We start from the raw sequence: 24505 nt of genomic DNA, 5'->3' as shown, positions 1-24505 counted from the left end.
GCGATGAGGCCCGAGCAGACACACAAAATTCATGCACTGACTGGAAAAATCACCATGACCAAGAAACTTCTCTCCCACCCAGTCAAAGCACTGGCCCTGGCCCTCGGCCTGTTCAGCTCGGCAGTGTTCGCCGCCGATGCACCCCTTAAAATCGGCACCACCGCCGCCTTCGCGATTCCGCTGGAAGCCGCCGTCGAAGAGGCCTCCAAACAAGGCCTGAAAGTCGAACTGGTGGAGTTCACCGACTGGATCGCGCCGAACGTCAGCCTCGCCGCTGGCGACATCGACGTGAACTACTTCCAGCACATCCCGTTCCTCGAAAACGCCAAGGCCGCTTCCGGTTTTGACCTGGTGCCATTCGCCCCGGGCATCATCAACAACGTCGGCCTCTACTCGAAGAAATACAAAAGCTTCGACGAGTTGCCTGAGGGCGCCAGCGTCGCCATCGCCAACGACCCGATCAACAGCGGTCGCGGTCTGCAACTGTTGGCCAAGGCCGGTCTGATCACCCTGAAACCGGGGGTCGGCTACAAGGCCACCGAAGACGACATCATCGCCAACCCGAAGAAGATCCAGATCCTGCAAGTCGAAGCCGTGCAACTGGTGCGCGCCTACGATGACGCCGATCTGGTCCAGGGCTACCCGGCCTACATTCGTCTGGCGAAGACCTTCGATGCCGGCTCGGCGCTGCTGTTCGACGGCCTCGACCACAAGGAATACGTGATCCAGTTCGTGATCCAGCCAAAGAGCAAGGACGATCCGCGCCTGATCAAATTCGTCGACATCTACCAGCACTCGCCGGCCGTTCGCGCCGCGCTGGATAAAGCCCACGGCAAGCTGTATCAGGCCGGTTGGGAAAGCTGAGGATGACGGCCGCGATCCAACGGCGACTGGAGATTCCAGAGCCCAAAAATGCTGAAAAAACCGAACTGCATCCCGAGCTGAATCGCGCCCATGTGCGCTTCATCGGCCTGGGTAAAACCTACGAGGGTCGGCAAGGCCCGGTCGCGGCCCTGCAGGGCATCGATCTGGCGATCCAGCGCGGCGAGGTGTTTGGCATCATCGGTCGCAGCGGCGCCGGCAAGTCGTCGCTGATCCGCACCATCAATCGTCTGGAACAACCCACTGCAGGGCGGGTGCTGATCGATCAGGTCGACATCGGCGAGTTCGATGAAGACCGTCTGGTGGCCCTGCGCCGAAGGATCGGCATGATCTTCCAGCACTTCAATCTGATGTCGGCCAAGACCGTGTGGCAGAACGTCGAACTACCATTGAAAGTGGCTGGCGTGCCGAAGGCACAACGCGAGCAGAAAGTCCGCGAACTGCTCGAACTGGTCGGCCTGCAAGCCAAGCACACGGCCTACCCGGCGCAGCTTTCCGGCGGGCAGAAACAGCGCGTCGGCATCGCCCGCGCATTGGTGCATGACCCGGACATTCTGCTGTGCGACGAAGCCACTTCGGCGCTCGATCCGGAGACCACCCAATCGATCCTCGGCCTGCTGCGCGAGATCAATCAGCGCCTGGGCCTGACCATTGTGCTGATCACTCACGAAATGGCTGTGATCCGCGAAATCTGCGACCGCGTGGTGGTCCTGGAACACGGGCGGATCGTTGAGCAAGGCCCGGTCTGGGAAGTGTTCGGCAATCCGCAGCACGAGGTCAGCCAGACCTTGCTCGCGCCGCTGCAACACGCACTGCCGGAAGAACTGCAGAGCAGCCTGCATGCCCAGCCACCCTCCTCCGAGGCAGCGGTGGTGCTGCGTTTGCAGTTCACCGGTAGCGCCGCCGACGAGCCGGATCTGGCCGCGTTATTTACCGCCCTCGGCGGACGCGTGAAGTTGCTGCAGGGCGGCGTCGAACGGATTCAGGGGCATGCGCTGGGACAACTGTTGTTGGCGGTCAGCGGCTCATCCTTGAGCGCCGAACAATTGCGCGAGCGCGCCGGGCAGTGGGCGCAACGGGTGGAGGTGTCGGGTTATGTGGTTTGATCGCTTGCTGCAGGGTTTCATCGACACCTTCCTGATGGTCGGCGTGTCGTCGCTGATCGCGTTGCTGGTGGGGATCCCGATGGCGGTGATTCTGGTCACCAGCGACAAGGGCGGGATCTATCAGGCGCCGCTGCTCAACCGCGCGTTGGGCGCGTTCGTCAACCTGTTCCGCTCGATCCCGTTTCTGATCCTGATGGTCGCGCTGATTCCGTTCACCCGGCTGATTGTCGGCACCACCTACGGGGTGTGGGCGGCGGTGGTGCCGCTGACCATTGCCGCAACGCCGTTCTTCGCGCGGATTGCCGAAGTGAGTCTGCGTGAGGTCGATCACGGCTTGATCGAAGCGGCGCAAGCCATGGGCTGCCGACGCTGGCATATCGTCTGGCACGTGCTGTTGCCTGAAGCGCTGCCGGGGATCGTTGGCGGGTTCACGATTACGCTGGTGACGATGATCAACTCGTCGGCCATGGCCGGGGCGATTGGTGCCGGCGGTTTGGGCGATATCGCTTACCGCTACGGTTATCAGCGTTTCGACAGCCAGATCATGCTGACGGTGATTGTGTTGCTGGTGGCGTTGGTAGCGGTGATTCAGTTGGGCGGGGATCGTCTGGCGCGGGGCCTGAACAAGCGTTAAGGCATGCCGCGCCTCTGAAACCGCTATCGCGAGCAGGCTCACTCCTACATGGGATCGCATTTCAAATGTAGGAGTGAGCCTGCTCGCGATGGGCTGCGCAGCGGCCCCGCGGGTTGGCGTATATTCGGCAAATCCCAACTGCCGCGCAGCCCTCGACCATGAAGCAAACCCCCACCGACCTGGAACAGATCACCGCCACCACCCTCGGCCACTACAACTCGGTGGCCGAAGACTTTCGCGAAGGCACCCGCGATCACGATGTCAGCCAGAACATCGACGCGCTGCTACGGCATATCCACGGCACTGCGCCGTTCACCCTTCTCGATTTCGGCTGCGGCCCGGGGCGTGACTTGCAGACGTTCACCCGCATGGGCCACGTCGCGGTCGGCCTCGATGGCACGCCGGAATTTGCGCGCATGGCCCGCGAGGACAGCGGTTGCGAGGTCTGGCAGCAGGACTTTCTGAAACTCGATCTGCCAGCCGAGCGCTTCGACGGGATCTTCGCCAATGCAGTGCTGTTTCATGTGCCGTTGCAGGAATTGCCGAGAGTGCTCAAGCAGTTGCATGGCACGCTGAAACCGGGCGGGGTGTTGTTCAGTTCCAATCCGCGCGGGGATAACCGTGAGGGCTGGAACGGGCCGAAGTATGGCGCGTATCACGACCTTGAGGCGTGGCGCGGGTTGCTGACGGCGGCGGGGTTCGTCGAGCTTGAGCACTACTACCGGCCGGCAGGGTTGCCGCGCGAGCAGCAGCCTTGGCTGGCCAGCGTCTGGCGGCGGGTGGGTTGAAGATCAAAAGATCGCAGCCTGCGGCAGCTCCTACAGGGGATTATCTGTAGGAGCTGCCGCAGGCTGCGATCTTTTGCTTTTGCCTCAAGCGGACTCTTTCTGCGGCTCGCGAATCTTGTACCAGGCCACATACAGCGCCGGCAGAAACAGCAGGGTCAGCAATGTCGCGACCACGATCCCGCCAATCATCGCGTAGGCCATCGGCCCCCAGAACACTTCGCGGGCGATCGGGATCATGCCCATGCTCGCCGCCGCTGCGGTCAGCAGGATCGGCCGGCGACGGTGCTCGGTCGCTTCCACCACCGCATCCCACGGCGCGTAGCCCTTCTGCTCGAACTCATCGATCTGCGTCACCAGAATCACCGAGTTGCGGATGATGATGCCGATCAGCGCCAGGATCCCGAGAATCGCCACGAAGCCCATCGGTGTCCCGGTCGGCACCAGCGCCAGCACCACGCCGATCAGCCCGAGTGGCGCGACGCTCGCCACCAGGAACATCTTCTGCACGCTGTGCAGCTGGATCATCAGGAAGGTCGCCATCAGAAACAGCATCAACGGCAGCACCTTGGCAATCGGTCCCTGGGCCTTGCCGCTTTCCTCGACCGTACCGCCGGTGGCGACTTTGTAGCCGACCGGCAGTTTTTCAGCGAAGGCATCAATTGACGGCTTGAGCAGTTTCACCAGATCGGTCGGCTGGATCTCGTCGCGCACCGAGGCCTTGATGGTGATGGTCGGCAAACGGTCGCGACGCCACACCAGCGGCTGCTCCAGCTCATACCGCACAGTGGCGAAGGCCAGCAGCGGAATCGAGGTGCCGTTGGGTGTGACGATCTGCAGGTTCTGCAAAGTTTCCGGGGTGCCGCGCTCGGAATCCACCGCCCGGCCAACAACGTTGATCAGGTAGATATCGTCATCGACCTGGGTCAATGGCGAGCCGCTGACGATGCTGTTCATCAGCTTCGCCACGTCTTCCGACGACAGCCCGAGCTGACGCGCCTTGTCCTGGGCGATGTCGATGCGCAGGACTTTGCCCGGCTCGTTCCAGTCGTAAATGATCTCGCCGATGTGTTCGTTCTTGTCCAGCTCGGTCGCCAGGTCGATGGCGTGCTTGCGCACCTGATCGATGTCCTTGCCGCTGACCCGGTACTGGATCGGCCGCCCCACCGGCGGGCCCATTTCCAGCGCCTGGACGTAACTGCCGATGCCGACGAAGTCCTTGTGCAGACGCTCGCGCAAGCGTTGGCTGAGGGCTTCGCGGGCCTCGAAGTCTTTACTGACGATCACCAGTTGCGCGTAGTACGGGTTCTGTAATTGCTGGTCGAGCGGCAGGTAGAAACGGATTGCGCCCTGACCGATGTAAGTGCTCCAGCGCACGATGTCCGGGTCGCCCTTGAGCGTGGCTTCGAGCTTGTCCACAGCCTTGCGGGTTTCGTCGATCGAGGCGTTTTGCGGCAGGTTCAGATCGACGAGGATTTCCGGGCGGTCGGAGGACGGGAAGAACTGGTTCTGCACAAAGCGCATGCAGAACACCGCCAGTACGAAGCACAACACGGTGATGCCGATCGCCCACCAGCGGTTGCGCATCGACCACAGCAAACCGTGATTGAACGCCCGGCCAATGCGCCCCGGCTCACCTTCGTGGGGTTTCACATTGGTGCTGAGGATGTGCACGCCGATCACCGGTGCGAACAGCACCGCGACGATCCACGACACCAGCATCGCCACCGCGATCACCGCAAACAGGGTGAAGGTGTACTCACCGGCGGAGCTGGCGTTGAGGCCGATCGGCACGAAACCGGCGACCGTCACCAGCGTACCGGTGAGCATCGGGAATGCCGTCGAGGTGTAGGCGAATGTGGCCGCCTGCTCCTTGGTCTCGCCCATTTCCAGACGCGTGACCATCATCTCCACGGTGATCATCGCGTCATCCACCAGCAGGCCGAGGGCGATGATCAGGGCGCCGAGAGAAATCCGCTGCATGGTGATGCCGCTGTATTCCATGAACACGAAGACCATCGCCAGCACCAGCGGAATCGAGCACGCCACCACCAGTCCGGCGCGCACGCCAAGACTGATGAAGCTGACCACCAGCACGATGATCACCGCTTCGAACAGCGCGCTGGTGAAGCCGCCGACGGCCTCTTCCACGACCACCGCCTGATCGGACACGGTGTGTACGCCGACACCCACGGGCAAGTCGGCCGTCAGTTGGTCGATGCGCGCATGCAGCGCTTTACCGAACTCCTGCACGTTGCCGCCCTTCTGCATGGCGATCGCCAGGCCGATGGCCGGTTTGCCGTCGAAGCGGAATTCCGGCGTGGCCGGGTCGACGTAACCACGGCTGATGTCGGCGACGTCGGCCAGCCGATAGAAACGGTCGTTGAGCTTGAGGTTGACCTCGGCCAGATCCTTCTCCGAAGCGAACTGCCCCGAGGTGCGCACGGAAATCCGCTCCGGCCCGGCCTCGATCACCCCCGCCGGGGTCACCGCGTTCTGCGATTGCAGGCTCTGCACCACCTGGCGCTGATCGATGCCCAGTGCCGCGAGTTTGCGGGTGGAGAAGTTCAGGTAGATCACTTCGTCCTGCTGGCCGATCATTTCGATCTTGCCCAACCCCGGCACGTTGCGGATCTCGGCGCGGGCCTGTTCCACGTAGTCGCGCAACTGGCGCATGGTCAGGCCGTCGGCGGTAAAGGCGTAGACCGAGCCGTACACATCGCCGAACTCATCGTTGAATCCGGGGCCCTGAATCCCTTGGGGAAACTGCCCGCGAATGTCATCGATCTTCTTGCGCACCTGGTACCAGATTTCCGGAATGTCCTTGGCGCTGGTGGTGTCGCGCAGGTACACGTAGACCGTCGATTCGCCGGGCCGCGTATAGCTTTTCACGTAGTCGAGAGAATCGAGCTCCTCGAGTTTTTTCTCGATGCGGTCGGTAACCTGCTTGAGGGTTTCCTCCTGGGTCGCACCCGGCCACTTGGTCTGGATGACCATGGTCTTGATGGTGAACGACGGGTCTTCTTCGCGCCCCAGATTGAAGTAGGAAAACACTCCCATCAGCAGCGCGACGAACATCAGGTACCAGACGAACGACTGATGCTTGAGGGCCCATTCGGAGAGATTGAAAGAGCCTTTCATTGACTGTCCTCGTCGAGTTTCACGGCTTGTCCGGGTTTGAGACTGTTGACGCCTGCGCTGACCACCTGCTCACCACTCTTGACCCCGCCGGCGAGCACCACGGTGCTGTCGGTGCGGCTGGTGACGCTGACATCGCGCGGTGACACGGTTTTGCTCTGGGTGTCGATGACCCAGATGCGGGTCTTGCCGTCGACTTCCTGCAACGCCGTGGCGGGCAGTTCGATGCGCGGTTTGATCGGCGAGCTGAGGGTCACGCTGATCGCCGTACCGAGACGAAACCCGGGGGGTGTTTCGCTCAGGGTCAGGCGGGCGCGACGGGTACGCGTGGCACTCTGCGCCTGGGGTTCGATTTCACGAATGATCGCCGTGGTGTGAATGCTCGGGTCGAGCTGCGCGGCCACCAGAAATACCACGTCGGACGGGATCTGATCGACCAGCGTGTCCGGCAGGTCGATCACCGCTTCCTTGATGTCCGGTTGCGCCAGGGTCACCACTTGCTGGCCGGCGGTCACCACCTGGCCGGCCTCGGCATTCCATGCGGTGACCACGGCTTTGTGGTCGGCACGCAATTCGGTGTAGCCGAGTTGATCCTGGCTCTGATTGACCGCCGCGCGCGCCTGATCGAGCGAAGCCTGGGTGGTTTTCAGGTCGGTGGTGGCGATGTCCAGTTGTGCCTGGGCGCCCACTCCGCGATCGAATAGTGCCTGCTGCCGCCGGGCGTTGGCCTGGGCGTTGATCAGTTGCGCCTGGACCTTGGCCAGATCGCCCTGGGCCGAACGTAACTGGTTCTGCTGATCGCTCGGATCGAGGGTGGCGAGCAGCGTGCCCTTGTCGACTTCCGCGCCAACATCGACGTTGCGACTGGCGATACGGCCGCCGACGCGAAACCCGGTATTGCTCTCGTAACGCGCCTGAATGCTCCCGGCAAAACGCCCGAGGGTTTCCTCGTTCAGCGCCTGCACCTTGATCGACAATACCGGCCGCACCGGCTCCGGCGGTGGCTCGCTTTTCGAGCAGGCGGCCAGCAACACGCCGATGGACAACAGCCCCAGACGCTTCATGGCTGCGCTCCCGGTTGCAGATCCTTGTAGGTGTTTTCTGCCACCTCGACTTTTATCCCCGGGTGCAGCAGTTGCCCACCGGCCACGATCACCTTCTCGCCGCCGGTGAGTCCTTCACTGATGATCACGTTGCCGGTCAGGTAGCGGCCGACCGTGACGTTGTGCAGTTGCGCCTCGCCCTTGTCATCGACGATCCACACGGCGGGGTCGCTGATGTTTTTGGTCAGCGCCGACCACGGCAATTGCACTGCCGACTTGCCCGAGCCTTTGGCACTGGCACTGACCACCGAGCCCAGCTGCATGCCCTGCGGCAGGCTGTCGAGAGTAACCTTGACCTGCACCGTGCCGGACTGCGCCGACACCGCCGGGGTGATTTCGCGCACGGTGCCGGTGGTCTTGATGTTGGGGTTGTCGAGCAGGCTGACCACGATCGAGCGATCCGCAGGCCGTTCCGAGAGCAGCGATTCGTAGACGTTGAACACCGCATCGCGCTCGCCATCGCGGGCCAGTTTGAAAATCGGCGCGGTCGCCTGGACCACCTGGCCGACTTCAGCCTGGCGCTCGGTGATGATGCCGGGGGCATCGGCGATCAGCGCGGTGTAACTGAGTTGATCCTTGGCATTGGCCAGCTGCGCCTGAGCCGCGCTCAGTGCGCTCTGACTGCTGCGCAAGGCGGCTTGAGCGGAGTCGAATTCGCTCTGACTGGTGTAACCCTTGGGCAACAGTTTCTGCTGCCGCACGAACGCCGCGGCGCTCTGTTTGACTCGCGCCTGCTCGGCGACCACCTGCGCCTGGGCGGAATCGACATTGGTCTGCAAATCCTTGGGATCGAGTTTGGCCAGCACCTGTTTGGCGCTGACCCGGTCGCCGACATCGACCATGCGCTGGATGATCTTGCCGCCGACACGGAACGACAGTTCGGTCTGCACCCGGGCCTGAACGTCACCGGTGAGGGTCACGGCAGCGGCGTAATCGGCCGGTTTGACCTCTTGCACGAAGACTCGTGGCAGGTACTCCGCCGGGGCCTCTTTCTTGCCGCAAGCGGTCAGCGCCGTGAGCAGGCTCAGCACGACAACTGTTTTCAATCCGGGACTCGCCATGCAGACTCCTTCCTGTGTACGAACGTGCAAGTGACGATACGACTGTGAGCTTAGAACAGGGTTCAACCTTCGCTCGCGGGAATAACGCATTTTCCACATTGATTTCTGTGGCGAGGGAGCTTGCTCCCGCTCGACTGCGAAGCAGGCGCAAACCTCTCGAATCGGGGTTTGGGGCCGCTTCGCAGCCCAGCGGGAGCAAGCTCCCTCGCCACAGGGGTACGGGCACGGCACACTATCGGCTCCGGCAAAGGAAACGCCCATGCTCAAGACCCTCGCGGTGGCCAATTACCGCTCGATCAATAAATTGGTGATTCCGCTGGGCCGGCTGAACCTGATCACCGGCCCCAACGGCAGCGGCAAGTCCAACCTCTATCGGGCCTTGCGCCTGCTGGCGGAGACCGCGCAGGGCGGCGTGGTCAACGCGCTGGCCCGCGAGGGTGGGCTGGACTCGACGTTCTGGGCCGGGCCGGAAACCATCAGTCGGCGCATGCGCAACGGCGAAGTGGCGGTCGAGCCGACGGTGCGTCAGGGCGTCAAAAGGCTGCGCCTGGGGTTTGCCGGGGAAGATTTCAGCTACTCCATCAGTCTCGGCCTGCCCGATTCCAACGGACACTTCATGTTGCCGGGGGACACTCATCCCAGCCCCTCGCGCTTCAGCCTCGATCCGCAGATCAAACGCGAATGTATCTGGGCCGGACCACTCTATCGTCCGGCGAGCCTGCTGGTAGATCGCAACGGCCCGATGATTCGCGCCCGCGAAGGCCGCAGTTGGGACGTGCTGGCGCAGCACACGCCGAACTTCGACAGCCTGTTCGATCAGGTCGGCAGCCTGCGCAGTTCGCCGGAAGTGTTCCAGATGCGCGAGTTCATTCGCCGCTGGCGCTTCTACGATCACTTTCGCAGCGACGCCGACGCCCCGGTGCGCCAGCCGCAATTGGGTACGCGCACGCCGGTGCTGCATCACGACGGTCGCGACCTCGCCGCAGCCCTGCAGACCATCAATGAAATCGGTGACCCCGAGGCATTGCAGGCGGCGATCAGCGATGCCTTTCCCGGCGCACGGCTGAACATCGCCCCGCTGGCCGGCGGACGCTTTGCCATCGAGTTCTTTCAGGAGGGGTTGCTGCGGCCATTGTCGGCGGCGGAGCTATCGGACGGCACCCTGCGTTATCTGTTGCTGATCGCCGCGCTGCTGACGCCACGCCCGCCGTCATTGATGGTGCTCAACGAACCGGAAACCAGTCTGCATCCGGATCTGTTGCCGGCGCTGGCGCGCTTGATCATTCGCGCTTCGCAGGCGTGTCAGGTGTGGGTGGTGTCGCATGCGCGAAGGTTGATTTCGGCATTGCAGGAAGACTCGGAGTGCAATTGCATCGTGCTGGAGAAGACGCTGGGACAGACCGGGATTGTCGGCCAGCGGGTGCTGGATGAGCCGGCGTGGAACTGGCCGGATTGAGCGTTTCAGCCCAAAGCCCCTCACCCTAACCCTCTCCCGGAGGGAGAGGGAACTGATTGGGGAATGCTGGTGAATTACGCCGACCTGAAAATGCTTCCGTGAATCCATAATCGACTCGGTCGTTCAGGTCGATGCAGGACGCAACACACCTCGGTCGGCTCCCTCTCCCTCCGGGCGGTCCGACGTTTCGGGAGGGCTGGGGTGAGGGGTTGCTCTTCAGCCTCACCGCGGACCTGTCAGGCAATCACCCCTGCCACTTGCCACCCTCGACAATCACACTCTCAGGCTGGGTGTCATCGCTCAGCTCTTTACGCACATATTGGTCGTACAGCTTGAGCAGGTACTTCTCTTCACCCAGCTTGGCCAACTCGGTATTCACCCAGTCACGCAGCTCGACGTTGCCCTTCTTCACTGCCGGCGCAATCGGTGCTTCGGCGCCGAGTTTTTCGTCCAGCACGCGGTAGCCAGGGTTCTGCTTGGCCCAGCTGAACAGCACCAGATTGTCCTGCGCGTAGGCATCGCCACGGCCGTTGGCCAGGGCTTGCAGCGACTCGGAGTTTTTCTCGAACTTCAGCAGTTTCCAGTCCGGATGATTCTTGGTCAGCCAGATGTCGGCGGTGGTGCCGGTGGTAACGATAGTGGTGCGGCTGGCCAAGTCATCGAGGCTTTTCACCGCGCTGCTCTGGGGCACCAGCGCCTGCACCGCGACCTTGAGGTTCGGGTTAGTGAATTCCACCGCTTCCTTGCGCTCCGGAGTCACGGTCATGTTGGCGAGGATCAGGTCGACCTTGTCGCTTTGCAGGAACGGAATGCGGCTCGCCGGCTCCACGGCCACGAACTCGACCTTGTTCTCGTCGCCCAGCAGATCCTTGGCGAAGCGCCGACCGATGTCGGTGTCGAAGCCGACGTAGCGCCCGGCCTCATCGACGAAACCGAACGGTGGCTTGTCGGTGAATACACCGACGATCAGTTTGTCGCGGGCCTTGATCTTGTCCAGGTAACCGGCTGGGGCGGTGCTTACGCTGGCGACTTTCGGCTTGGCCGGTTCTTCGGATTTGTTGCAGCCGGCGAGCAGCGCGAGCCCCAGCAGCGGCAGGAAAAACAGGGATGACTTGGCAGTTTTCATAGCGGTTCCAGTTCCTTTGTCGGATTCGTTTCAGGCAGTGTTGCAACGAAGGAGAACTTCTCCAGAAACTGCTGCGCGCGTGCGGTTTGCGGGTTCGTAAAGAAAATCTCGGGCGGGTTCTGTTCAAGGATGCGCCCGGCGTCCATGAACACGATGCGGTCGGCCACCGCGCGGGCGAAGGCCATTTCGTGAGTGACAATCAGCAGGGTCATGCCCTCGCGGGCCAGGCCCTGAATCACTTGCAGCACTTCCTTGACCATCTCCGGGTCGAGGGCGGCGGTGACTTCGTCGAAGAGCATCACGCGCGGGTTCATGCACAGCGAACGGACGATGGCGATGCGTTGCTGCTGGCCGCCTGAGAGCTGGCGCGGGAACGCATCGCGCTTGTCGGCCAAGCCCACGCGCTCAAGCAAGGCTTCGGCCTGCTGCTGCGCTTCACGACGCTGGCGCTTTTGCACCTTCAGCGGGCCGAGCAGCAGATTGTCGAGCACGCTCATGTGCGGGAACAGGTGATAACTCTGGAACACCATGCCGATCTGCTGGCGCACCTCTCGCCAGTCGGTGGTCTTGTCCAGCAGCTCGCGGCCGACAAACTTCAGGCTGCCGCTGTGGGCTTCTTCCAGACCGTTGAGGCAACGCAGCAGCGTGCTTTTGCCGCAACCGCTGGGGCCGAGGATGACGATCACTTCGCCGCTGCGCACTTGCAGGTCGATGCCCTTGAGCACTTGCTGCTCGCCGTAGAATTTGTTGAAACCCTGAAACTCGATCAATGCGCTCATGCTTGCGTCCAGCGCCGCTCCAGCACGCGCGAGGCGGCCGACAGCGGGTAGCAGATGAAAAAGAAAAACAGGAACAGCACGCCGTAGATCAGCACCGATTCGTAAGTGCGCTCGATGATCTGCTGGCCGACCTTGATCACATCGACCACGCCAATCAGCACCGCCAGCGAGCTGGTCTTGATGATTCGCGTGTAGACGTTGATGGTCGGCGGCGTCATGCGTTTCAGCGCCTGCGGCAGCAATACGTAGCCGTAGAGTTGCGCCGCGTTCAGGCCAATCGACAGCCCCGCTTCACGTTGGCCGCGCGGCAACGAATGCAGTGCACCGCGTGAGACCTCGCCCACCTCGCTGGCGCCCCACAGCGACAGCACCAGCACCGCGCACCAGAAACTCGGAATGCTCAGGCCGAAGAAAATCGGCAGGCCGAAAAACAGCAGGTACAACCAGACCAGCACCGGGATCGCCCGGAACAGTTCCAGATAGACCCGCAGGATCGCGTTCAGCCACCTCACGTTGAGCGTGCGCAACACACCGTAGAGCACCCCGCCAACGGTGCTGATGGCGATGCTCAGGAACGAGATCGACAGGGTTTGTCCGGCGCCTTTTGCCAGTTGCGGCAACGACACCCAGAGCAGCTCAAGACCCGAACTGGCCATGCTGGAGCCTCCTTTCCAGACGGCTGAGCAGCAGCGACAGCGGCAAGAACAGCAGCACGCAGATCAGCGTCAGCACGGCGAGCATTTCGTAGGTTTTGTAGTAGAGCGCAATGTAGCTCTTGGTGGTGTAGAGGATTTCCGGCACCGCCACTGCCGAGACCACGGTGGTTTCCTTGAGCAGGAAAATGAAATTGGCGAACAGCGACGGCAGGCTGAGAATCCCCGCTTGCGGCAGGATCACGTAGCGCAGCAACTGGCCGTGGGACAGACCAATGGAGCGGCCCGATTCCAGTTGCGCCTGCGGCACCGCATCGACCCCGGCGCGCAGCACTTCGGTGAGGTAGGCGCCGCCGAGAAAAGTCATGGTGATAATCGCGGCGGTGAATCCGGAAACCTTGATTCCTAGCGCCGGCAAGGCGAAGTAGACGAAGAACAGTTGAATCAGCAGCGGCGTGTTGCGCGCCAGTTCCACATAAAGGCCCACCAGTTTTTGCAGGTACGGCGTGCGGAACACCAGAATCGTTGCGTTGAGCAGCGCCACCAGCAGCGATGTGCCGATGGCGATGAACCCGACTTGCAGCGTCACGCCCACGGCCTTGAGAAAGGCCGGCAAGGTGCTGAGGATAAATGCGTAATCGAAAGTCATGAAGCATCCTGGACGTCGCTCGGTAAGCGGCGGTCATGCAGTCCATGGACAGCGGGTAACTGTCCGGCAGGCGCTGACTTTATAGGTATAAAAATAAGAATTTAAATACCGTTAAAGCATATTGATATCACCCAAAAAACTATCTTGTGGGTTTGCCGGGAAGGAATAAGAAGGCTATTTTCCCTTGCGCTGTAGGAAGGATCTTTTTTGCGTGAAAGCCCTCCAAGGACGAACAGCTTTTGGCCAGACTCCCCCGGCCAAACCATTACAAGGAAGACAACATGGACGTAAAAGTGCCGCAGCGACTGGATCCGCAGGACATCGTGAAATTGCTCGTGGCGTTGCGCCGGGCGTTGAAGGCTCAGGTAACCTGAGGTCAGGATCAACAGCACCCTCACCCCAGCCCTCTCCCCGAGGGAGAGGGGGCCGACCGCAGTGTCTGGCGATTAACATCGACCTGAAAGATCGAGTCGATTATGGATTCGGCAGAAAACTTTCACGTCGGTGTACTTCTACAGCATCCCCCAATCAGTCCCCTCTCCCTTTGGGAGAGGGCTAGGGTGAGGGGCTTTTCAACGCACGCACAAAAACGCCGATGACCCTCACGGGCCATCGGCGTTTTCATACCTTGAAGGGGTGGTTCACGCGTCGTGATCAGAACGCCGGCAATACCGCGCCGTTGTACTTCTTCTCGATAAACGCTTTGACTTCCGGGCTGGTCAGGGCTTTGGCCAGTTTCTGGATGGCGTCGCTGTTCTTGTTGTCCTCACGGGCCACCAGGAAGTTCACGTAAGGCGAGTCAGCGCCTTCGATCACCAGCGCATCCTTGGTCGGGTTCAGCTTGGCTTCCAGCGCGTAGTTGGTGTTGATCATGTCCAGATCAACTTCCTTCAGGACGCGTGGCAGCAGAGCCGATTCCAGTTCCTTGAACTTGAAGTTGTGCGGGTTCTTGGCGATGTCTTTCGGGGTCGCCAGGGCGTTTTTCGGATCTTTCAGTTCGATCAGGCCAGCCTTCTGCAGCAGGATCAGTGCGCGGCCGCTGTTGCTGCCTTCGTTCGGGATGGCGATGGTCGCGCCGTCCGGCAGATCAGCCAGTTTCTTATACTTGCTCGAGTAGCCACCGAACGGTTCAACATGCACACCTTGCACGGTCACCAGGTACTTGGCCTTGTCGTCCTTGTACTTGCCCTGGTTGAAGCTGTTCAGATACGGCAGGGTCTGGAAGTAGTTGGCATCCAGACGCTTCTCGCCAACCTGCACGTTCGGTTGCACGTAATCGGTGAAGACTTTGATCTCCAGATCCACGCCTTCTTTGGCCAGGGTCGGTTTGATCAGCTCAAGAATTTCCGCGTGCGGTACCGGAGTCGCCGCCACCACCAGTTTCTCGCCGGCCTGAGCCAGGGAAGCAGTCAGAGCAGCCGCCAATGCGGTAAACAACAGAACCTTTTTCATGCAGTGTCCTTATCGAGAATCACGGTCGCGAATGGCGACGGCTATTAATACGAGTGCCAGTGAAGTGCTATCTCTGGCGTGAAGCGGACAATACCGGGATTTTTTATTCCCGGACAATAACGTTTATTCACGTTGATATTCCATTTTGTTCATACACGCGAGATAGACGTGCAGGCGCTGCCGCAGGCTGCGATCTTTTAATTTTCAACGGGTTGAATGTGTCTGGAAGCAAGATCAAAAGATCGCAGCCTGCGGCAGCTCCTACACGAGGCCTGCGTTTTTCAGTAGCTGCTTTAGCGCCTGCTGATCGGTGGCGGTGCCATTTTCCAGGATGTGTTTAATCTGGCTTTCGATCTGCACCAGTGTCGGAGGCAGGTTCAGGTGTTCCGGGAGGATTTCGTCGCCGGTGCTGACCAGCAGCGCGAAGTGAATCACGTTTTCCAGCTCACGGGTGTTGCCCGGCCAGCTGTGGCGCTCCAGCAGGTGTTGCGCCGCTTCGCTGATCAACGGCACCGGCAGGTCGAGGCGCTGGCTGTAGATGCCGAGAAAATATTCCGCCAGCGACAGGATGTCGCCGATCCGCTCGCGCAGCGCCGGCAGTTCCAGCTGCCCTTCGCTGAGGTAGTGATAGAGCCGTTCGTGAAACTTCCCCGCGTCCACCGCTTGCGCCAGGTCGATGCTGGTCGCCGCCACCAGCCGCACATCCACCGGGCTTGGCTGATGCGCGCCGACGCGGGTGACTTCGTGATTTTCCAGGGCGGCGAGCAGTTTGATCTGGATCGGCAACGGCAGATCGCCGATTTCGTCGAGATACAAAGTGCCGCCATTGGCCGAACCGAACCAGCCGGCACGACTGCTGGCCGAACCGGTGTAACTGCCGGCGGCATAACCGAACAGCTCGGCATCGGCGTAGGTCGGGCTGATCGCACCGCAATTGACCGAGACGAACAGGCCGCTGCGATCACTGGCCCGATGGATATGGCGCGCGAGCAGCTCTTTACCGGTGCCGGTCTCGCCGCGGATCAACACCGAGATCGAACGCGGTGCCAGGTGCTCCAGTTCCTCGCGCAACTGGCGGGAACGGGGATCGACGAACACCAGCGCCTTGGCGCGAATGCTCAGGGGACTTTTTTCTGCATCGGGAAAGGTCAGCAACGGCTGACCGAACGTTTCGAAACTCATGGCAGACTCCCGCCCACAACCGCCGGCAGACGGGGGCGTTCAAAAAAGAAAAAGGTTCAAGCGCGACGCCGGGCGTGGTGTTCCATACGGTTTTGCAGGCGATACAGATAAGCGAAGCCCTGCTCCCAGCGCTGATGCCCGGACTTGACGTTGATGTGCCCGGCCCCGGCAAGAATTCCCGCCTCGGCGCCCCAGTGGCGCGACAGCTCCAGCGCGCGCGGGGCGCTGACGGCGGCGTCGTTGTCGGAGGCCACGACCTGGCTGGGGAACGGCAGCAGATCGGTCGGGATCGGCGCGAAATTGCGCAGCGCCGGCGCGCAGGCCGGACGCTCGACGTCGGCCGGTGCGACCAGCAACGCCCCGCGCACTTGCCGCAGGTATTGCACGGGCGCGGTGGCAGCCCAATGCGCAACGGTGACGCAACCCAGGCTGTGAGCGATCAGGATCACTGGCGTGCTGTCGACAGCAATCGCCTCGGCCAGCGCCGCGACCCAGTCTTCACGGCGCGGCGTCAGCCAGTCGGCCTGCTCCACCCGGGCGCTGTTGGGCAGGCTGTTTTGCCAGTGGGTTTGCCAATGATCTTCTGGCGATCCTTGCCAGCCCGGCACAATCAGATAGCGGATTGATTCGTTGCGCATGGGGGAGCTCTCCTGCGTCGTGTCTGTTCCTGATCGAGTATAGGGACGGGATTTATATTCGTTAAGGAATAAGAAGCTATTTATTAAGACCTAAATTGAATATATGATTTGTGTACGACTTTAAATCCTTTACCCCTCACCCCAGCCCTCTCCCGAGGGAGAGGGAGCTAATTTTTGAGCTTTTCAAATCCTGAGTTCGACTTGATATCCCACGTCAGCGTGCGTCTACCAAACACCTAGATCAGTCCCCTCTCCCTCTGGGAGAGGGCTAGGGTGAGGGCTTTGTTTTCTATGCCAGAAATAAAAAAGGGGCCGCACCCTGCCAAGGAGACGGCCCCGGAAAAACGTAAATCCTGTTACCGCGCGGTGATCACCGACAATTTGGTAATCCCCGCCCGCTCGATCGAAGCCATGGCCCGCGCCACTTCGCCGTAGTTCACCCCGTCGTCGGCCTGCAATTGCACGCGCACTTCCGGGTCCTTGGCCTTGGCCGACTTGAGGTTGAACTCCAGCAAGTCCGGCTGAATCTCATCCTTGTTGATAAACAGTTTGCCGGCGCCGTCGATGCTCACCACCAGCGGATCTTTCTGCTCGACCGGTGCTACGGCTTCGGTCTTCGGCAGGTTGATCGGGATCGCGTTGGTCAGCAGCGGCGCGGTGACGATGAACACCACCAGCAGCACCAGCATCACGTCCACCAGCGGCGTCACGTTGATCTCGCTCAGCACCTCGTCGCTGTCTTGCGTGGAGAAGGCCATATCAGGACGCCTCCTTCACTTTTGTTGCGCTGCCCGGCGCCGCTACCTTGTTCGCGGTCGGGTGGATCAGCACGCGGAACGAGCTCTTCTGCGCCAGGCTGTAGAAGTCGTGGGCGAAGTCATCGAGATCCGCCGCCGTCAGTTTCAGACGACGCAGAAAGTAGTTGTAAACCAGCACCGCCGGCACCGCGACGGCGATCCCCACACCGGTGGCAACCAGTGCCGCACCGATGGGACCGGCGACGGTTTCCAGGCTCGCCGAGCCTGCCGCGCTGATGCCTTTGAGCGCTTCCATGATTCCCCATACCGTGCCGAACAGGCCAATGAACGGCGAGGTACTGCCAATACTCGCAACCACTGCCAGACCGGTTTCCAGCGAACGGCGTTCGCGAACGATCTGCTGACGCAAGGCACGCTCCAATCGATCCTGATGGTTGATCGCCTGGCTCAGGTCATTGGCCTGCGGCGCCTCACCCACCTGGATCGCCGCGTAACCGGCCTGTGCTACCCGGGCGGCAGCGCCGGGCTGGGTTTCACTCAATTCCGCGGCGGAGTCGAGACTCGATGCCGCCCAGAAACGTTTATGAAACTTGCGATCCTGCGCCTTCAGACGACCGAACTGCACAGCCTTGAGCAGCGCCAGTCCCCAGGTGGCAACGGAAAAAACCACCAGCAGCCAGATCACCGCACTTTCGATGGATTCCAGTGGAGAGGCCAGTAACGTCATGATGTGTTCCCTCGTGTAAACATTTAGCGCGAATAGGTTTCGGTTTAATGAATCTTGAAATCGATGGGCACGCTGACCCAGCCGTCCTGGGCTACATCACCCTGCTTGGCCGGCACGAAGCTCCACTGCTTGACGGCATTGAGTGCCGCATCGTCGAGTTGCTGCCGACCACTGCTTTTCTGAATCTGAATTTCACCGGGCTTGCCATTGGCCAATACGTGCACCCTTAGCATCACCGTGCCTTCCCAGCCGCGACGTTGGGCCAGCGATGGATATTCCGGCGCCGGATTCTTCAAATACGCGGCGTTGGCCGAGGCCGGCGTTACCGAAGCCGGAGCCGGTGGTGCAGGTGGCGCTGGCGCTGCGACTGGGGCTGCCGGTTGCGCCGGCGCAGGTGGTTGTTCAACGGCTTTGGGTGCCGGTTTCGGCACCGGTTTGGCCACCGGTTTCGGCTTGGGCTTGGGAATCGGTTTGGGTGGCGGCGGCTTCACCGCCAACTCGTCTTCAACCGGCGGCGGTGGCTCAACGACCGGTGCCGGTGGCGGCGGTTCGACCACTGGTGGCGCGGGTGGCGCCGGCCGCGAAAACTCGATGGTCATCGGTGGAATTTCCGGCGGCACGATCGGCAATGCCGGCGTCGGATGCTGGTTGATCCAGTAGATCACCGCGCCGTGCACCAGCAGCGCCAGCACACCGAGCAGAATGGTTTCACGGCGGCTCAGAATGCCCTTGGGCGCACGCTGCAACCGCAGTTGCCCCAGCGGCACACGATGGGGCCGGCCGAGATCGACCAATTCGCCACTCGGTGCCTGGCGCCACAGCACCTCCTGTGCACTGGCGGCGGTCTGGACATTGCCCATTGATTCACTCCCTGCGGTCTCTTTGCGAAGTACCCGACGGGTCGCCGCAAACATCCCCCGGGCGACCGGTCGTTGGGTGAATCATTGGAGTAATGGCTTATCTCCGAAAGTAACTTTTATCGATTTGTTTAGAATTTTTATGAATATAAATTTTTGCTGATCGCTCCGAAGCCACGCCCTGCAAGGGCTGGCGCCGAGGTCAAAATTTACAATGCTTTTCAAGCATGAAAAATATTCGGCGAAGGCATGCGAAAAGCCTTCAATCCGGGCTTTTTCAGGGCTCTTGTCGGGTGAATTCAAGGCCAGTCAGCGCGACATCGCCGCTCAGATCGGCAGCGCTGCCCAGTGCCCGCAAGCGTGTGTAGGCTTGATCGGGTGAGAACATCACCCAGGCTTGCGCCGTGCCATCTGCCGTCAGCGTATTGAAAGAGATGGCGACCGGGCCTGTTGAAAAACCATGCCTGAAGTGAAAATTGCCAAATGCGATCGGATAATCGGTGCCGGACTCGGACAACGTGCCGGTGAAACTGCCGGTGCGGTCATCGCCCTCGACGAGGGTCAAGGTTGTATCTGAAGGTTCATGACGATAAACGCCGTTGATCGTGGACATGTGCAGCATCCTTGCTTGATGTTTTGAGAGTAAAATCCGGCGCTGGCTGCGCCTCATGCATGGCGAACGAAGTCGCCCGGCAGGCTGCTGACCACGCCGTCATAAGTAACGCGCACGCAGTGCCCCTGCAGTTCATGAGTGCCGCGACTTGGCGAGAACAGGGTCAGGGCGAAATAACCGTGATCCTGGTTATTGGCAATCAGCGTGACCACGGTTGGCGGCTGGTAGCCGTTGAGGCTGGCGTAACGGCCACTGACTATGCCGTAGTTGATGCCTTGGTGATGCAACGTGCCGCCGAAGACCCCGGTGCAGTCATCGGAATCGACAATGGTCAGAGAGGGCCCATCGAGGGTGTTGGAATAAAGCGCGTTTTGCATGTAAGCGTCCTGATCGAATGATTAATTCCACCGCGAGCTTAGAATCAAACACCAGCAAGCGCTGTCATCCACAGGAAGCACAAACAACATGAAAATGACTTATTTCATGTAAGAAAAAAGCCGCCAGGCTTGAATAGCATGGCGGCTTTTTCTGCAACATTTAATTACTGTTTAATAAACTCTCCAGCCACACCCACAACATCACCATCAAAGTTGGTACGCGAACCCACCGCACGAACTTTCGAATAGTTGTGATCCGGCGAGAACAGCGTCCAGGACTGATAGCCCGAGCCGTCATTCAGAGCCGCGAAAGTGATGATCGTAGGCTGCCCGGTGCTGTTCTGGAAATGGTAATGCCCGTAAGCGATGTCGTAGTTCACGCCGTTCTGGCTGAACTTGCCGCTGAAGGTGCCGTTGGAGTCGTTGCCATCGGTAATCGTCAGTTTGGCGCCAGCGTTAGCGTTTACATAATTGCCATTAATGCTCGACATAACGAGATTTCCTTTATCGTTGGATAAGTGTCTTCCGATGAGAGCAAGTTCCCTCCTGGAAACTCACGACACTCAGGATGGTTGGCCATTCACTTATTGTCCACGCGACTTTTCAACGAAATTGCAATAAGCAGTATTCAAACCGCACATAACTTATCGCCATTCATTCGAGCATTAATTCCTTTTCAACTAACGACTGGCACTGGTCTGCTGCACTGCCGATGTCGGGGCAATCACGGCGGTCTCGGAGCGCGGCGTACCCTTCGGCACCCAGTCGTAACTCACGGGCAACGCGCGATAGACCCAGTTGCTGATCGCGTCGCTGCCCGGTGCTTTACCCAGATAAGGACTGACGTATTCCCAGACGTTTTCGCCGCCGGCCGTGACCTGGAAAAAGCGCCCGTTCATGCCTTCGTCGATCAGCGTATTGCCGTTGGGCAAACGTCGCGCGCTGCTGATGAACGAGCTATAGAACGCCCACCCCGGCTGCTTCGAATTCGCCGCGCTGTACTGCCAGACGATTTCATTTTTCTGCGGGTCGATTTCCAGCACTCGCGAGCCGGAAATCAGCCCGAGGGTGACGTTCGGGTACCCCGCCGAACCCTGGTTGTCGAACACCAGCAGGTTGCCTGCGCCGGGCAGCCCGGCCGGGATGATGTGCGCATCGTGCTGGCCGACAAATTGATCAACCGGACGCGGCAGTTTCTGCGCGGTTTTCGGGTTGATCAGCGGCAGGTTCGGGCCGAGGCGCCAGACCACCTTGCCGCTGTGTTTGTCGATGATCGCGATGAAGTTGGCGTTGCGGGAATCGAGCAGCAGGTTGTCCGGATTGAAGCGCTTGTCACCGGCGTCGAACCACTTGTTCGGCCCTACCACGCTGAGGTTGTTGATGTGCAGGTAATCCGGGTTGTCGCTGGCGCGCACCAGTTTCAATTGCTCCGGGGTGAAGCCGAATTCGTTCAGGTGTTCCGAGGCCAGCCACTGCCATTTCACCTGCCCGTCGGGGCTGACTTCATAGATCGCATCGTCGATCACTTCAGGCACTTTGAAGCCTTTGACCTTGTGCACCTTGTTCGCCAGCACCACGGTGTTGCCGTTGCTCAACCGGCGCTGATCATGATGCTGTTGCGCCGCACCGCCGGGCGCCTTGTCACCCCACTGCCAGACCACTTTGCCGTTCCAGTCCAGTTCGCCGACGCTCTGGTTGCCCAGACCGTTGCCGGCCGAACCGAGCTTGCCCGGTTCCTTGTCACTGAGTTGCAGCAGCACATGCCCGCGCTCACCACCGACCAGTTGCGGGTCGATGATCGCCGACGGGAAACCCGCCTGCGGCCAGGTCTTCACTGCATTGCCATTCATGTCGATCAGGTGCGTCTGCTTGTCGGCGCCACTGAAGATCACGTACTGGTTAAAGGCCTTGTTCGGGTCATAGCGGGTAACGCCGGTGGGGTACACGCTGGGCGCGGCGAACGCCGTGCTACTGAGTACCACGCTGGACAACAGCAGCGCTGAAGCGGTTTTGCCTGGCAACATGATGCAGCTCCTTGAATGACAGATCAGAAGTCGTAGCGACCGGTAACGCCGAGGGTGCGCGGCGTACCGAGCAGACCTTCATAACCACCATTGCCGCCGGTCCACAGGGTCGTGTAGTAGGTCTTGTCGAAGGCGTTTTTCAGCCACAGCGAAACGTCCCACTGGCCCTGATTGAAATCGCCGCGCAGACCGGTGGACAGGTTGACCACCGCATAACTCGGGATCTGCCCGTAGTCGGAATCCTCGACCGTACCCACCGCTTTCGAGCGGAACGCGTAGCTGGCGGTGACGTAGGGTTCGAAGCCGTTGGCCAGATTCCATTTGTATTCGCCGTTGGCGTTGCCGATCCATTTCGACGCGCCGACCACTTGGTGCCCGCTGAGGTCGCAGGACGCAGGTGCGCCCGGGGCCTGGCTGATTTCCGGCGGGCACGGCGCATCCTTGTACGAGAGATAGCTGACGTCGTTGTACGAGCCGTTGAAGTTCAGGGTCAGGCCACGCAACGGAATTACCGTGCTTTCGAATTCGACGCCGCGCGAACGCACGGAACCGGCATTGGTCAGGTATTGCACGCGGTTGACGTCGTCGTAAGCGTTGGTCTGGTAGGCGTTGACCTGAGTCCAGAAAACGTTGGCGTTAAGCTGCAGACGCCGGTCCCACAGGGTGCTTTTGAAACCGAGTTCGGCGTTGTTCGCACGTTCGGTGCCGATCAGCAGCGAGTCAGCGCCAGCGGTTGGAGCAGACCCTACCGCAAGGTTCACCCCACCGGATTTTTCCCCGTGGGACAGGGTGGCATAGCCGAGCAGATCATCGGTGATGCGATAGCTGAGGTTGAGCAATCCGGACGGGCTGGAGCTGTACTGATTGAGATCGCCGGAGTCGTAGGCGCCAGTGCGTCCGCGTCGTGCCGTGGCCGCTGCGCCGGTGACAGTGGCGCCACCGACCGGCGCATCGCGGGTGACCCAGGCATTCTTCTCTTCATAGGTGCCGCGCACGCCGGCGGTCAAATCAAGGCGTTCGGTAAGGTGCCAGGTGCCTTGGGCGAACAGGGCGAAGCTGTCGGTCTTGATGTGGCCGTTGCCGACGCTGCCGACGTTGGCCAACGCACCGCGTGGCGTGCCGTTCCAGATGTCGGCCTGCGGGCCGTAATAGGCGAAGGATTTGTTGTCCAGATCCGAGCCGAAGTAGTACGCGCCCACCACGTAATCGAAGAACTCGCCCTTGGGCGAGGCCAGACGAAATTCCTGCGAGTACTGTTTGTCTTCCACTGAGACCCCGGCGTTGTAGGTCGCCGCAACGTTGAGACCATCGTCGTTGGCCGGGGTGAAATTCCAGAAGCGATAAGAACTGATCGAGGTCAGGGTGAAGTCGCTCGGCAGCGTCCAGTTGGCCTCCACCGACGTGCCGCCCTGATGCACGGTGACGTGCTGGTCGTTGTCCAGATTGACCTTGCGGTGCGAGCCGTTGACCAGCGTCGCACCGGCGGCATTGGCCCGCGACTGGTAGAGGTTGACGCCGTTGATGGTCGGGCCGGTGCTGTACAGCACGCGGGTGCCGGCGCTGGAATCCTCTTCGTTGTAGTCGCCGATCCAGCGCAGGTTGAAGTCTTCGTTGGGCTTGAACAGCAACTGCGCACGGAAGCCATCGCGCGAGCCACCGTTCAGGTCATGGCCGTTGTATTCGTTTTTGATGTCGCCGTCGCTGCGGGTGCGATAGGCCGAAAAGCGTCCGGCCAGTTGATCGTTGAGCGGCCCGGAAATCGTGCCCTTGGTCTGGAAATAACCATCCTCGCCGAACGAGGTTTCGATGCTGCGCTCAGGGGTGAATGTCGGCGCGCGGGTGCTGATGTTGATCACCCCGGCGGTGGTGTTTTTGCCGAACAACGTGCCCTGCGGCCCGCGCAGGACTTCGAGCTGCTCGATGTCCATCAGGTCGAACACCGCCATCCCCGGACGGCCCAGGTACACGTTATCGATGTACAGGCCGACACTGCCTTCCAGACCGTCACTGGCCGGGTTGTTGCCCAGGCCGCGAATCGACACGCTGGACTGGCGCGCGTGCATGTAGGCGACGTTGACGCTCGGCACCAGTTGCTGCAAATCCTGAATTCGGTAGACCCGCTGGGTCTCCAGCGTCTGGCCGCTGACCACGCTCATCGGCGTCGGCACATCCTGCGAGCTTTCTTCACGTCGGCGGGTGGTCACAGTCACGGTTTCCAGCTGCGAGCTGTTGGCCGCCGGTTTGCCGGCGGGGAGTGGCGCCGGGGTTTCGGCGTCGGCGGCGTAGCTGTGAGTCCAGCTGGCACTCCCCGCCAGCAACAGGGCCAGAGGCAGGCGTTTGAGCCGTCGTGGCGTTAAGGGTGACGCAAGGTTCAACGGACTCATGGCGCGGCTCCTGGTCAAAAAACACACAGACATCTTCAGCGCTGCATATTCTTTTAAGTTATTTATTTATGGATTTACAAATATTTACTGCATAAGAGATTGCCTTTATAAGGAGTCGACC

23 protein-coding genes are annotated in these 24505 nt (G+C 60.7%); 5 read left to right on the top strand and 18 right to left on the bottom strand.

Going from position 1 to position 24505, the window contains the following annotated elements:
• The first annotated feature begins 54 nt into the window (after positions 1 to 54).
• From ACU680_RS11235 to ACU680_RS11220, 4 genes are all read left to right on the top strand, one after another.
• Positions 55 to 864, top strand: coding sequence for a MetQ/NlpA family ABC transporter substrate-binding protein (locus ACU680_RS11235; RefSeq protein WP_367082471.1), 810 nt, complete (start codon positions 55 to 57; stop codon positions 862 to 864).
• Positions 865 to 866: 2 nt separating this feature from the next.
• Complete coding sequence (locus ACU680_RS11230; protein ID WP_448179482.1) at positions 867 to 1988, top strand: methionine ABC transporter ATP-binding protein; 1122 nt, start codon at positions 867 to 869, stop codon at positions 1986 to 1988.
• Positions 1978 to 2622, top strand: a complete 645-nt coding sequence (locus tag ACU680_RS11225) for a methionine ABC transporter permease (RefSeq protein WP_027611182.1) — start codon at positions 1978 to 1980, stop codon at positions 2620 to 2622. Before ACU680_RS11230 ends, ACU680_RS11225 begins: the two co-directional genes overlap by 11 nt.
• Positions 2623 to 2780: 158 nt before the next feature.
• Positions 2781 to 3410 carry a class I SAM-dependent methyltransferase gene (locus ACU680_RS11220; RefSeq protein ID WP_448179481.1) on the top strand — a complete coding sequence of 210 codons (630 nt, stop codon included), beginning with the start codon at positions 2781 to 2783 and terminating at the stop codon, positions 3408 to 3410.
• A gap of 84 nt (positions 3411 to 3494) precedes the next feature.
• On the opposite strand, the gene ACU680_RS11215 is transcribed toward ACU680_RS11220, so the two are convergent.
• From ACU680_RS11215 to ACU680_RS11205, 3 genes are read right to left on the bottom strand one after another with little or no spacing between them, the layout of a single operon-like run.
• Entirely contained in the window at positions 3495 to 6548 is a 3054-nt protein-coding gene (locus tag ACU680_RS11215) for an efflux RND transporter permease subunit (RefSeq protein ID WP_367082465.1), read from the bottom strand.
• The gene (locus ACU680_RS11210; protein WP_448179480.1) at positions 6545 to 7609 is read right to left on the bottom strand and encodes an efflux RND transporter periplasmic adaptor subunit; all 1065 of its coding nucleotides are present in this window, start codon (positions 7607 to 7609) and stop codon (positions 6545 to 6547) included. Before ACU680_RS11210 ends, ACU680_RS11215 begins: the two co-directional genes overlap by 4 nt.
• Complete coding sequence (locus ACU680_RS11205) at positions 7606 to 8709, bottom strand: efflux RND transporter periplasmic adaptor subunit (RefSeq protein ID WP_367082461.1); 1104 nt, start codon at positions 8707 to 8709, stop codon at positions 7606 to 7608. The genes ACU680_RS11210 and ACU680_RS11205 overlap by 4 nt, the downstream gene beginning before the upstream one ends.
• Positions 8710 to 8968: 259 nt before the next feature.
• On the opposite strand from ACU680_RS11205, the gene ACU680_RS11200 reads away from it, so the two are divergent.
• Entirely contained in the window at positions 8969 to 10165 is a 1197-nt protein-coding gene (locus tag ACU680_RS11200; RefSeq protein WP_448179479.1) for an AAA family ATPase, read from the top strand.
• A gap of 244 nt (positions 10166 to 10409) precedes the next feature.
• On the opposite strand, the gene ACU680_RS11195 is transcribed toward ACU680_RS11200, so the two are convergent.
• The 15 genes from ACU680_RS11195 to ACU680_RS11125 form a co-directional block, all read right to left on the bottom strand.
• Positions 10410 to 11291: a transporter substrate-binding domain-containing protein gene (locus tag ACU680_RS11195; protein ID WP_448179478.1), complete on the bottom strand. Its 882-nt coding sequence runs from the start codon at positions 11289 to 11291 to the stop codon at positions 10410 to 10412.
• Positions 11288 to 12070: an amino acid ABC transporter ATP-binding protein gene (locus tag ACU680_RS11190; protein ID WP_400760100.1), complete on the bottom strand. Its 783-nt coding sequence runs from the start codon at positions 12068 to 12070 to the stop codon at positions 11288 to 11290. The genes ACU680_RS11195 and ACU680_RS11190 overlap by 4 nt, the downstream gene beginning before the upstream one ends.
• A complete protein-coding gene (locus tag ACU680_RS11185) occupies positions 12067 to 12726 on the bottom strand; it encodes an amino acid ABC transporter permease (RefSeq protein WP_448179477.1) in 660 nt (219 codons plus the stop codon). Before ACU680_RS11185 ends, ACU680_RS11190 begins: the two co-directional genes overlap by 4 nt.
• Positions 12707 to 13372 carry an amino acid ABC transporter permease gene (locus ACU680_RS11180; protein ID WP_123375646.1) on the bottom strand — a complete coding sequence of 222 codons (666 nt, stop codon included), beginning with the start codon at positions 13370 to 13372 and terminating at the stop codon, positions 12707 to 12709. Before ACU680_RS11180 ends, ACU680_RS11185 begins: the two co-directional genes overlap by 20 nt.
• Before the next feature lie 654 nt (positions 13373 to 14026).
• The gene (locus tag ACU680_RS11175) at positions 14027 to 14824 is read right to left on the bottom strand and encodes a MetQ/NlpA family ABC transporter substrate-binding protein (protein WP_108589330.1); all 798 of its coding nucleotides are present in this window, start codon (positions 14822 to 14824) and stop codon (positions 14027 to 14029) included.
• Between the two features lie 261 nt (positions 14825 to 15085).
• Complete coding sequence (locus ACU680_RS11170) at positions 15086 to 16006, bottom strand: sigma 54-interacting transcriptional regulator (protein WP_367082447.1); 921 nt, start codon at positions 16004 to 16006, stop codon at positions 15086 to 15088.
• A gap of 56 nt (positions 16007 to 16062) precedes the next feature.
• A complete protein-coding gene (locus ACU680_RS11165) occupies positions 16063 to 16644 on the bottom strand; it encodes an alpha/beta hydrolase (RefSeq protein ID WP_448179476.1) in 582 nt (193 codons plus the stop codon).
• 356 nt (positions 16645 to 17000) lie between these two features.
• Positions 17001 to 17402: an ExbD/TolR family protein gene (locus tag ACU680_RS11160; RefSeq protein ID WP_003220570.1), complete on the bottom strand. Its 402-nt coding sequence runs from the start codon at positions 17400 to 17402 to the stop codon at positions 17001 to 17003.
• A 1-nt stretch (position 17403) separates the two neighbouring features.
• The gene (locus ACU680_RS11155; RefSeq protein WP_007963447.1) at positions 17404 to 18129 is read right to left on the bottom strand and encodes a MotA/TolQ/ExbB proton channel family protein; all 726 of its coding nucleotides are present in this window, start codon (positions 18127 to 18129) and stop codon (positions 17404 to 17406) included.
• A gap of 44 nt (positions 18130 to 18173) precedes the next feature.
• The gene (locus ACU680_RS11150; protein WP_448179475.1) at positions 18174 to 18989 is read right to left on the bottom strand and encodes an energy transducer TonB; all 816 of its coding nucleotides are present in this window, start codon (positions 18987 to 18989) and stop codon (positions 18174 to 18176) included.
• A 274-nt stretch (positions 18990 to 19263) separates the two neighbouring features.
• On the bottom strand, positions 19264 to 19599 hold the full coding sequence (locus tag ACU680_RS11145) for a hypothetical protein (RefSeq protein ID WP_448179474.1): 336 nt from the start codon (positions 19597 to 19599) through the stop codon (positions 19264 to 19266).
• 53 nt (positions 19600 to 19652) lie between these two features.
• Positions 19653 to 19976 (bottom strand): hypothetical protein, encoded by a 324-nt coding sequence (locus tag ACU680_RS11140; RefSeq protein WP_448179473.1) that lies wholly within the window; start codon positions 19974 to 19976, stop codon positions 19653 to 19655.
• 164 nt (positions 19977 to 20140) lie between these two features.
• Complete coding sequence (locus ACU680_RS11135) at positions 20141 to 20467, bottom strand: hypothetical protein (RefSeq protein WP_007963451.1); 327 nt, start codon at positions 20465 to 20467, stop codon at positions 20141 to 20143.
• A gap of 189 nt (positions 20468 to 20656) precedes the next feature.
• Entirely contained in the window at positions 20657 to 22000 is a 1344-nt protein-coding gene (locus ACU680_RS11130) for an aryl-sulfate sulfotransferase (protein ID WP_448179472.1), read from the bottom strand.
• Positions 22001 to 22023: 23 nt separating this feature from the next.
• Positions 22024 to 24384 (bottom strand): TonB-dependent receptor, encoded by a 2361-nt coding sequence (locus tag ACU680_RS11125; RefSeq protein WP_448179471.1) that lies wholly within the window; start codon positions 24382 to 24384, stop codon positions 22024 to 22026.
• Between the last annotated feature and the right edge of the window lie 121 nt (positions 24385 to 24505).

The sequence above is a fragment of the Pseudomonas sp. LF020 genome (assembly GCF_053456425.1).
Note: the sequence above shows the minus strand (reverse complement) of the source record. Positions and strands in the feature narration are given on the sequence as shown.

Coding starts and splice junctions, on each gene's coding strand:
- ACU680_RS11215 (WP_367082465.1), bottom strand. CDS start 6,548: ATGAAAGGCTCTTTCAATCTCTCCGAATGGGCCCTCAAGCATCAGTCG.
- ACU680_RS11205 (WP_367082461.1), bottom strand. CDS start 8,709: ATGGCGAGTCCCGGATTGAAAACAGTTGTCGTGCTGAGCCTGCTCACG.
- ACU680_RS11180 (WP_123375646.1), bottom strand. CDS start 13,372: ATGACTTTCGATTACGCATTTATCCTCAGCACCTTGCCGGCCTTTCTC.
- ACU680_RS11165 (WP_448179476.1), bottom strand. CDS start 16,644: ATGCGCAACGAATCAATCCGCTATCTGATTGTGCCGGGCTGGCAAGGA.
- ACU680_RS11160 (WP_003220570.1), bottom strand. CDS start 17,402: ATGGCCTTCTCCACGCAAGACAGCGACGAGGTGCTGAGCGAGATCAAC.
- ACU680_RS11230 (WP_448179482.1), top strand. CDS start 867: ATGACGGCCGCGATCCAACGGCGACTGGAGATTCCAGAGCCCAAAAAT.
- ACU680_RS11140 (WP_448179473.1), bottom strand. CDS start 19,976: ATGCAAAACGCGCTTTATTCCAACACCCTCGATGGGCCCTCTCTGACC.
- ACU680_RS11190 (WP_400760100.1), bottom strand. CDS start 12,070: ATGAGCGCATTGATCGAGTTTCAGGGTTTCAACAAATTCTACGGCGAG.
- ACU680_RS11130 (WP_448179472.1), bottom strand. CDS start 22,000: ATGTTGCCAGGCAAAACCGCTTCAGCGCTGCTGTTGTCCAGCGTGGTA.
- ACU680_RS11235 (WP_367082471.1), top strand. CDS start 55: ATGACCAAGAAACTTCTCTCCCACCCAGTCAAAGCACTGGCCCTGGCC.
- ACU680_RS11170 (WP_367082447.1), bottom strand. CDS start 16,006: ATGAGTTTCGAAACGTTCGGTCAGCCGTTGCTGACCTTTCCCGATGCA.
- ACU680_RS11145 (WP_448179474.1), bottom strand. CDS start 19,599: ATGTCCACGATCAACGGCGTTTATCGTCATGAACCTTCAGATACAACC.
- ACU680_RS11195 (WP_448179478.1), bottom strand. CDS start 11,291: ATGAAAACTGCCAAGTCATCCCTGTTTTTCCTGCCGCTGCTGGGGCTC.
- ACU680_RS11155 (WP_007963447.1), bottom strand. CDS start 18,129: ATGACGTTACTGGCCTCTCCACTGGAATCCATCGAAAGTGCGGTGATC.
- ACU680_RS11185 (WP_448179477.1), bottom strand. CDS start 12,726: ATGGCCAGTTCGGGTCTTGAGCTGCTCTGGGTGTCGTTGCCGCAACTG.
- ACU680_RS11200 (WP_448179479.1), top strand. CDS start 8,969: ATGCTCAAGACCCTCGCGGTGGCCAATTACCGCTCGATCAATAAATTG.
- ACU680_RS11150 (WP_448179475.1), bottom strand. CDS start 18,989: ATGGGCAATGTCCAGACCGCCGCCAGTGCACAGGAGGTGCTGTGGCGC.
- ACU680_RS11125 (WP_448179471.1), bottom strand. CDS start 24,384: ATGAGTCCGTTGAACCTTGCGTCACCCTTAACGCCACGACGGCTCAAA.
- ACU680_RS11220 (WP_448179481.1), top strand. CDS start 2,781: ATGAAGCAAACCCCCACCGACCTGGAACAGATCACCGCCACCACCCTC.
- ACU680_RS11135 (WP_007963451.1), bottom strand. CDS start 20,467: ATGTCGAGCATTAATGGCAATTATGTAAACGCTAACGCTGGCGCCAAA.
- ACU680_RS11225 (WP_027611182.1), top strand. CDS start 1,978: ATGTGGTTTGATCGCTTGCTGCAGGGTTTCATCGACACCTTCCTGATG.
- ACU680_RS11175 (WP_108589330.1), bottom strand. CDS start 14,824: ATGAAAAAGGTTCTGTTGTTTACCGCATTGGCGGCTGCTCTGACTGCT.
- ACU680_RS11210 (WP_448179480.1), bottom strand. CDS start 7,609: ATGAAGCGTCTGGGGCTGTTGTCCATCGGCGTGTTGCTGGCCGCCTGC.